Annotated in this window: 8 protein-coding genes and 1 pseudogene; 6 read left to right on the top strand and 3 right to left on the bottom strand. The window is 63.5% G+C overall.

Annotated features, from left to right (window positions below; genetic code table 11):
• Positions 1-5: 5 nt before the first annotated feature.
• Positions 6-332, top strand: a complete 327-nt coding sequence (locus J1M43_RS00045) for a metalloregulator ArsR/SmtB family transcription factor (protein ID WP_206475277.1) — start codon at positions 6-8, stop codon at positions 330-332.
• Positions 329-1,570: an MFS transporter gene (locus tag J1M43_RS00040; RefSeq protein ID WP_206475276.1), complete on the top strand. Its 1,242-nt coding sequence runs from the start codon at positions 329-331 to the stop codon at positions 1,568-1,570. The genes J1M43_RS00045 and J1M43_RS00040 overlap by 4 nt, the downstream gene beginning before the upstream one ends.
• A gap of 282 nt (positions 1,571-1,852) precedes the next feature.
• Here the strand turns inward: J1M43_RS00040 and J1M43_RS00035 are convergent, their stop codons facing one another.
• The 3 genes and pseudogenes from J1M43_RS00035 to J1M43_RS00025 all read right to left on the bottom strand — a co-directional run.
• Entirely contained in the window at positions 1,853-3,076 is a 1,224-nt protein-coding gene (locus J1M43_RS00035) for an IS256 family transposase (protein WP_206475275.1), read from the bottom strand.
• Positions 3,077-3,266: 190 nt separating this feature from the next.
• Positions 3,267-3,410 (bottom strand): hypothetical protein, encoded by a 144-nt coding sequence (locus J1M43_RS00030; RefSeq protein WP_206475274.1) that lies wholly within the window; start codon positions 3,408-3,410, stop codon positions 3,267-3,269.
• A 127-nt stretch (positions 3,411-3,537) separates the two neighbouring features.
• A pseudogene (locus J1M43_RS00025) lies at positions 3,538-3,879 on the bottom strand (transposase); the annotation flags it as partial.
• Between the two features lie 149 nt (positions 3,880-4,028).
• Between J1M43_RS00025 and J1M43_RS00020 the strand changes: the two are divergent.
• The 4 genes from J1M43_RS00020 (at position 4,029) to J1M43_RS00005 (ending at position 7,490) form a co-directional block, all read left to right on the top strand.
• Positions 4,029-5,237, top strand: a complete 1,209-nt coding sequence (locus J1M43_RS00020; RefSeq protein ID WP_033107662.1) for a site-specific integrase — start codon at positions 4,029-4,031, stop codon at positions 5,235-5,237.
• Entirely contained in the window at positions 5,234-6,202 is a 969-nt protein-coding gene (locus J1M43_RS00015) for a tyrosine-type recombinase/integrase (protein ID WP_033107664.1), read from the top strand. Before J1M43_RS00020 ends, J1M43_RS00015 begins: the two co-directional genes overlap by 4 nt.
• Positions 6,199-6,921: a tyrosine-type recombinase/integrase gene (locus tag J1M43_RS00010; RefSeq protein WP_206475273.1), complete on the top strand. Its 723-nt coding sequence runs from the start codon at positions 6,199-6,201 to the stop codon at positions 6,919-6,921. Before J1M43_RS00015 ends, J1M43_RS00010 begins: the two co-directional genes overlap by 4 nt.
• Before the next feature lie 140 nt (positions 6,922-7,061).
• The gene (locus J1M43_RS00005; RefSeq protein ID WP_206475272.1) at positions 7,062-7,490 is read left to right on the top strand and encodes a tyrosine-type recombinase/integrase; all 429 of its coding nucleotides are present in this window, start codon (positions 7,062-7,064) and stop codon (positions 7,488-7,490) included.
• The last annotated feature ends 194 nt before the right edge of the window (positions 7,491-7,684 follow it).

Below are 7,684 nucleotides of genomic sequence, written 5' to 3'. Positions count from 1 at the left end.
CTAATATGGATCGACTGCAGCCGGACGGTCCGTTCGTTGAGGTGGCGGTGGAGGTGTTCCGGCTGCTCGCAGATGCGACACGGATTCGCATCATCCTCGCCCTCCAAGAGGGGGAACTGTCGGTGAGCGCTCTCGCCGAACTCGTGGACCGCAGCCCTGCGGCCGTGTCGCAGCATCTCGCGAAGTTGCGGTGGGGGAAGATCGTGCGGGTTCGCCAGGACGGCAACCGGATGTTCTACCGGCTCACGGACGAGCACGCGCAGCGCCTGGTCACCGAAGCGATTCTGCAAGCGGAACATGCTGTCGAAGACACCCCTCGGCACCACTCATGATCCAGGTTCTTCGCAACCGCACGTACCGGTCGCTGTTTTCCGCGCAGGTGATCGCACTGGTCGGCACGGGGCTGCTCACCGTCGCACTTGGTTTGCTGGCGTTCGATCTGGCCGGCGCGGCAGCGGGATCGGTGTTGGGGACCGCGTTGACGATCAAGATGGTCGCGTACGTGGGCGTCGCACCGCTGATCGCCGCGGTCGTGGACCGGCTCCCGAAGAAGGCCGTCCTCGTCAGTGCCGACGTGATCCGGCTGCTGATCGCGATGATGCTGCCGTTCGTGACAGAGACCTGGCAGATCTATGTGCTGGTGTTCGTGCTGCAGTCCGCATCCGCGACATTCACGCCCGCGTTTCAGTCGCTGATCCCTTCAGTGCTCCCCGAACCACGCGACTACACTCGAGCGCTGGCCCTCTCCCGCCTCGCGTACGACCTCGAAGCATTGCTGAGCCCTCTCCTCGCCGCGGTCCTCTTGACCGTGATCAGCTACAACAACCTGTTCCTGGGCACTGCCGTCGGCTTCGCCGCATCAGCCGCGCTAGTAGTGACGACCAGACTCCCGGCGCTGTCACACGATCAGCCGGCATCCTCGTTCTGGCAGCGCCTATCGACCGGGATGCGGGTATTCGCCCGCTCGCCCAGCCTGCGGTTTCTGATGCTCACCAACATCGTCGTCGCGGCCGGCACCGCGCTCGTTCTGGTGAACTCCGTCGTCTACGCCAAGGGCGTGCTCGGTTTCGACGACGCAGCCCTCGCCGTCGCCCTCGGCGCTTACGGCGTCGGCTCACTGGTAGTGGCGTTGAACATACCCTGGGTCGTCGAGCGGATCGGAGTGACCCGCACCATGCTTACCGGCACGGCCGTGGTGGTAAGCGGGCTTGTTGCGGCGATCGGTGTCACGATCATCGCCGTCGACACAGGTACCGGGTGGTGGGCACTGCTGATCGTCTGGCTGATACTCGGCGCCGGAACCTCACTGATCAACACGCCCTCCTCAAGGCTGCTCGCGGAAGCCTCCACGCCAACGAACCGGAACCTCCTCTACACCGCCCAATTCGCGCTATCCCACGCCTGCTTCCTCATCACCTACCCGCTCGCCGGATGGCTGGGCGCCACAAGCCTTCCCGCCGCCGCCGAAGCCCTTGCGGGCGTCGGCGTCCTCGGCACAATCGCTGCGCTCCTCCTCCACCGCCGCCAAACCCCGCCCGCAGACATCGATCACCTCACGACAACGACCTGAAGAACCCACGAAACGCGCGATGGCCGCGGTGGCTTCCACTGAGATCTACCGCCGGCTTCCTCTCCGCCAAGGACGTAGGGCATCTACTGCGCAGCAGTCAAGGCGGTCATAGAAGAGTCGGCTGCCGACGGAATTGGCTAGAGAACCCTCCACATCGCTGGTGGGACGATCAGCGGGCGGCATATTCAGTGGTTGCGGACATGCACCAGAGACCGCGATTCGACGGTGACGTCCCGCTGAGTGGTGGAGTTTCTCGACACCGTGCGGGATCAGTTGTGTTGATTATGCCGCGTTGAGTTCCGGGATCGCCACCTCCTCGTCGGTCGCGGTGAGGAGCTTCATGGAGTGCTCGCTGAAGTAGCGGCGGTCGGCGCCGTCCCACTCGTCGTGCTGCTCGATCAGGACGTGCCCTGCCAGGCGCAGGAGCGCTGCCGGGTTTGGGAACGTGCCAACGACGTCGGTGCGGCGCTTGATCTCCTTGTTGACGCGTTCCAGCGGATTCGTGGACCAGATCTGTCGCCAGTGCTGTTGCGGGAATCCGCAGAACGCGAGGATGTCGTTCTTCGCGTCCTCGAGCATGTCCGCGACCTTCGGATGTGACCGTGTCAGCATCCGCACGACCTCATGGAACTGCGCGAACACGTGCTCGGTGTCGGGCTGCGCGAAGATCGTGCGGATGATCGACGCGACCATCGGCCCGGACGCTTTCGGAACGTTTGAGAGCACGTTGCGCATGAAATGCACCCGACAACGCTGCCAGGCGGAACCGGCGAACACGGTCTCGATCGCGGAGATCAGCCCCGTATGAGCGTCGGAGATCACCAGCTTGACCCCGCCGAGGCCGCGGGCCTTCAACGAGCGCAGGAAGCTCGTCCAGAACGGTTGCGACTCGGTTTCTCCGACCTCGAAGCCGAGGACTTCGCGCCTGCCGTCGGCGGCGACGCCGATCGCGACGACGACCGCCTGGGGCACGACTCGCCGGCCGACCCTGGCCTTGCAATACGTGGCGTCAAGGAACACATACGGGTAGGTCGTGTCGGCCAGAGGCCGGTCCCGGAACGCGGCAACATCCTCATCGAGATTGGCGCAGATCCGGGATACCTCGGACTTGGAGATGCCGGTATCGGCGCCGAGTGCTTTGACGAGATCGTCGACCTTCCTCGTTGAGACGCCGTGCACATACGCTTCCATCACGACAGCGAATAGCGCCTGATCGACGCGGCGGCGGCGCTCTAGCAGCGACGGGAAGAACGATCCCTGCCGCAGCTTCGGGATCCGCAACTCCAACTCCCCAGCGGTCGTCGTGAGAGTGCGGGGGCGGGTGCCGTTTCGTTGCGTGGTCCGCTCCGGGGAGCGTTCGAACGGGGCGGCGCCGATGAACGCGGCCGCCTCCGCGTCGATCAACTCTTGATAGAGCGTTTCGGTCGCGATCCGGATCCGGTCGGTGACATCGGTGAGTTTCAGTTCCCCGAGGAGCTCGAGGAGGGCAGACTGGTCTAGAGCCATCGTGCTTTGTGTCCTTCTGTGAGTGACTTTGATCGGTACTCACTGACCATCGCACGATGGCTCACCCACGTCTACGACGAGAGCGACTCTGCCGGAAAGTCCACCACTCCACGGGACGTCACCGATTCGACCCAGATCGTGTACCCGCAAGCGCGGCGAGGGGTCACATACAGGAGCGTTTGGCGGTGCGTCAGCCGTGGCCGATGTTGAGCGCGGCGAGTTGGTCGGAGGTGCCGCGCGCGATTAGGCGCAATTCCTCATCGCTTTCCTCGGTGCTCCAATCCACGAACGCGCAGCAGCGCCGTTCGACCGCGACGAGGTCTCGCAGGCGCAAGATTGAGTCCTCGACTTTCGCGTAGTGAACGGTGAGTTGTGTGTCGGTGCGTTCGGAGGACTGCGCGTAGTCGGCGTCGAAGGCCTGCCACTTCTCAACCTGAACCGTCCCAGGTTCTGTGCCGCTTCTATGCGGGTTGCGGCTCTCGGGTGATGGCCGCGTAGTAGGTCGCCTCGAACTCGTCGGGGCTGACCATTCCGAGGCTACCGTGGAGCCTTCGGTTGTTGTACCAGTCGACCCAGCCGCCGGTCGCGAATTCGACGTCCGCGATCGTCTTGTACGGGCCGTCGTGGAAGATCGTCGTGCGCACGCACTCGGCCTTGTAGAGGCCGTTGATCGTCTCCATGAGGGCGTTATCGTACGCATCGCCGACGCTCCCGATCGATGGCGCGATGCCGTCGAGGGCGAGCCTTTCGGTATATGCCACAGCGGTATATTGACTTCCCGCGTCGGAGTTAAGCCGAATTCGGCTTAACTCAGATTATGCCGAGGTTTTCGTTAAGCCGAGGATTCGTGTTCTGGCGTGTGTTGGCGCGGGTTCGTGACCGTTTCCTCGGCTTAACATCGGTCTGGTCGTAGTGTCCGCCGTATCCATTCGTCTATGGAAAGGACACGGCTATGGATACGACTGTCATTCATTTGGGTGGTCTCGTTGTCGCGGCGTTGCGTCAGGCGGGGTACGCGGAGTCCACGATTGGACAGTACGAGAAAACGATCCGCGCGTTGGACCGATTCGTCGATGGTCGCGGCGGGGCGTATACGAGTGCGCTCGGGGTGGTGTTCGCGTCGTTGACGACGAGCCCGCGCACGGGCCGCTTCAGCGCAATTCGTCGATTCAACTACACGCGGCTCGTGACGTTGTTCGACGCACTTGTCGATACTGGGGACGTGCCTCTCAGCGTTCGTAAGCGCGGTGGTGGCGGCCGCCGGCCATTCTCCGACACGTTCATCTCGCTGAATGCCGAATGGGAGGCTGAGATGATCGAGCGAGAACTCGCTGATGCGACGCGTGAGGCTTATGGTCGCACTGCGCGCGGCTACCTGGTGTTCCTCGAAGAGCACGGGATCGTCCGTTTGGAAGACGCGGACGCCGGCACGATCACTGGCTTCTTGGAATCGTTGCTGGATCGGTGGGCGAAGAGCTCCCTGTTCTGGGTGGTGTCGAACTTCCGCCCATTCCTGACGTTCACCGGCCGACGTGACCTCGTCGATGCGCTGGGTCTTGTCGGGATACGCCGTTCGCACCCGGTGTTGTCGGTCATGGCTGATGAGGACGTGCAGCGCGTGGTAACCGCGTGCGCGTCACGCACGGTGGTGTCGTCACGCGACGCAGCGATCACGTTGCTGGCGCTGATGACGGGGCTGCGTTCGTGCGACATCATCGATCTGCGGTTGGGTGATATCGATTGGCGATCACAGACGATCAGTCTCATCCAGCAGAAGACCCGTAACCCGGTCACGCTGCCACTGCCGGGCCTACTGCTGGCACGCCTCGCCGATTATGTCCTGAATGAGCGGCCCGACACTGGTGATGATCATGTCTTCCTGCGCCAGCTCGCGCCACACACCCCGTTGGCTGATCATGCGACGATTCACCGGATCACCACGGTCGTGTTCACCGCCGCTGGCGTCACTGATCCGCGGGCCGGGTCACGGCTGTTGCGGCATACGGCCGCGTCGAGGCTGCTGGCCGCGGCGACCGCACTGCCGACGATTTCCGCTGTCCTCGGTCACGCCCGTATCGAATCAACCAGCATCTACCTGACCGTTGATGAGGGGCGGCTGGCCGGATGCGTGCTGCCCGTCCCGGCGGGGGCACGATCATGATCGAGTATTCATCCGGGCACGGATTCGTCAGTGTGTTCGCGGCTGATTTGGATGACTACGTCGCGTTCAAAACGGCGATGGGCTTCACTGGTCTCTCCCGCATCTGGTATCTGAAGCAGTTCGACGCCTACTGCACCCACCACCAGTCGACGACGTTGGATCGGGTGACCGTTGAAGGATGGGTCACGGAACGGCTTGCCAGCTCCGGCACCTACCGGTCATGGATGTCATACATCCGTGGCTTCGGGCGATGGGTCCTCGTTCACCGCGACCCGGACGCCTACGTCCTCGACAGCACCTGGAGAGCACCCTTCGTGCGCTCGCACCCTTACCTGCTCACCGGAGAGCAGATCGAGAAGTTCTTCACTGCGGCCACGAGCGTGAGATCGAAATCACCGTGGGAATGGCAGGCGTCGGCGTTCTTCACCCTGATGCATTCGTGCGGGCTGCGCACCGGCGAGGTCAGAGCCCTGCGCCCCGAAGACGTTGACCTGCGCGGCGGGCATGTCACGATCATCGAGTCCAAGGGCCACCGCAGCCGGCGTCTGCCGGTCACCGATGACGTGACCGCGATCCTGAGGTCCTGCGATGCGACGTCAAGGAAGTGGTTTCCCGGCAGGCGATCGTTCTTCGTCTCCGCGACCGGCTCGGCCGTGACGCCCACATCGGTCGGGGTGATCTTTCACCGCATTTGGGACCACGCGGGCTTGCCCCGTCCGAACGGCGGTGCCCAGCCTCGTCCCTATGATTTCCGTCATCACTTTGCTTATGCGAATCTGGAACGTTGGATGGCCGACGGGACCGACGTGTCCGCGATGCTGCCCTACCTGCAGGTATATATGGGCCACGCGGGCGTCGAGTCGACCTACTACTACGTCCACACGTCTCCGGATTTCATGGACGCCTACACCGGCATCACCCGTGAGGCCAGCAGGGGCCTGCTGCCGGAGGTCGGTTTCGCATGAAACGTCACGTCGTCACCGGCGCCCCGGATTTCTGGGACCTCGCCCGCGGCTTCCTCCACACCTATCTTCCCGCCGTCCGCTCAGCATCTGCGAGGACGATTGAGGCCTACCGGATCAGCTTGGAATGCTTCCTCGGGTTTCTCACCGACCACCAGCACATCACCCGCACCGATGTCACGTTCGACTGCTTCGACCGGACGCATCTGAAAGCCTGGCTGGCATGGATGAACGAACACCAGCGTTACGCACCCCGGACGATCACACTGCGGCTCACCGCGATTCGGGCGTTCCTCGCCTACGCCGCCGCCGAGGACATCACCCTCGTCGCGCTGCACAACGCGGCCTCGACGTTGAAACCTCCGACCGTCCCGAAGAGGCCGATCGAGTATCTCACCGAGGATGAGACTCGCGCGGTCCTCGCCGCGCACACCGGCCACACAGCCAAATCACGCCGGAACCGAATGCTACTCATCTTGCTCTACGACACTGCGGCCCGCGTCAGCGAGATCACCCGTCTCACTCTCGGCGATCTCACCCTCACCCATCCGGGCCACGTGATGTTGACCGGGAAACGACGCAAGACCCGTGTCGTTCCATTGACCGAGGCCACGATCGGGCACCTGCGCGTCTATCTCGATGAGTTCCATCCCGACCGAGCGGTCCTCCCATCGGACAGGCCGCTGTTCTACAGCCACCTGTTTAGCCGAGTCGTTCGGTAGCGCGGGTGGGTCGTTCTGGTAGCACTCGTGGGTTGGTCTGGTAGCGCCGGGGGCGGTTGGACCGTGAGGATGGCTGTCAGCCGAGGCCAACGGGGTCTCGGTCGCATGCGCCGCCACGTCACCGGGCTCGTCCCGGCCGAGTGACCGCAGTGCGGGCGCGGGCGCTACCAGATCCCCGCGCCCGCACTACCGGTTCGACCCACACCCGCTACCGAACAGCTCGGCTAAACAGCCACCATCAGGGACAACCGGCGCCGCTCTCGGCCGATACTGTCGCGAACGTGCTCACCATCGCCGCCGACACCGCACGAGCGCACTGCCCCTCGGTCCCTGCGAGGGTTCACTGTCATATGCTCCGCAAGACCAAAGCGATGGATCTCTACCAGCAAGGTGTCCCGTTGCCCATCATCATGCGCCTCCTCGGCCACGAGAACATCTCGACCACGAACGCGTTCTACGCCTTCGCGACCATCGACATGATGCGCGACGCTATCAACGCCGCCACACCAACAGCCGACGTCGCTCGCATCCCCGAAGACGCGCTCCGCGCGCTCTACAGCCTCCGATAACCCCGAAATGTTAAGCCGAGGAAACTGTCACGAACCCGCGCCACCACACGCCAGAACACGAATCCTCGGCTTAACGAAAACCTCGGCATAATCGCTATGCGCTCGAAGCTGTTTCGGTTGGATCGGGTGGCCTTGCCGGCCACGTTCCCACAGCGCCATGCGTAGCGGGATCATGACGAGCTCGGTGTGCATGG

Origin of the sequence: Microbacterium sp. KRD172 (assembly GCF_017168295.1) — a bacterium.
Taxonomy (GTDB): Bacteria; Actinomycetota; Actinomycetes; order Actinomycetales; family Microbacteriaceae; genus Microbacterium; species Microbacterium profundi.
Note: the sequence above shows the minus strand (reverse complement) of the source record. Positions and strands in the feature narration are given on the sequence as shown.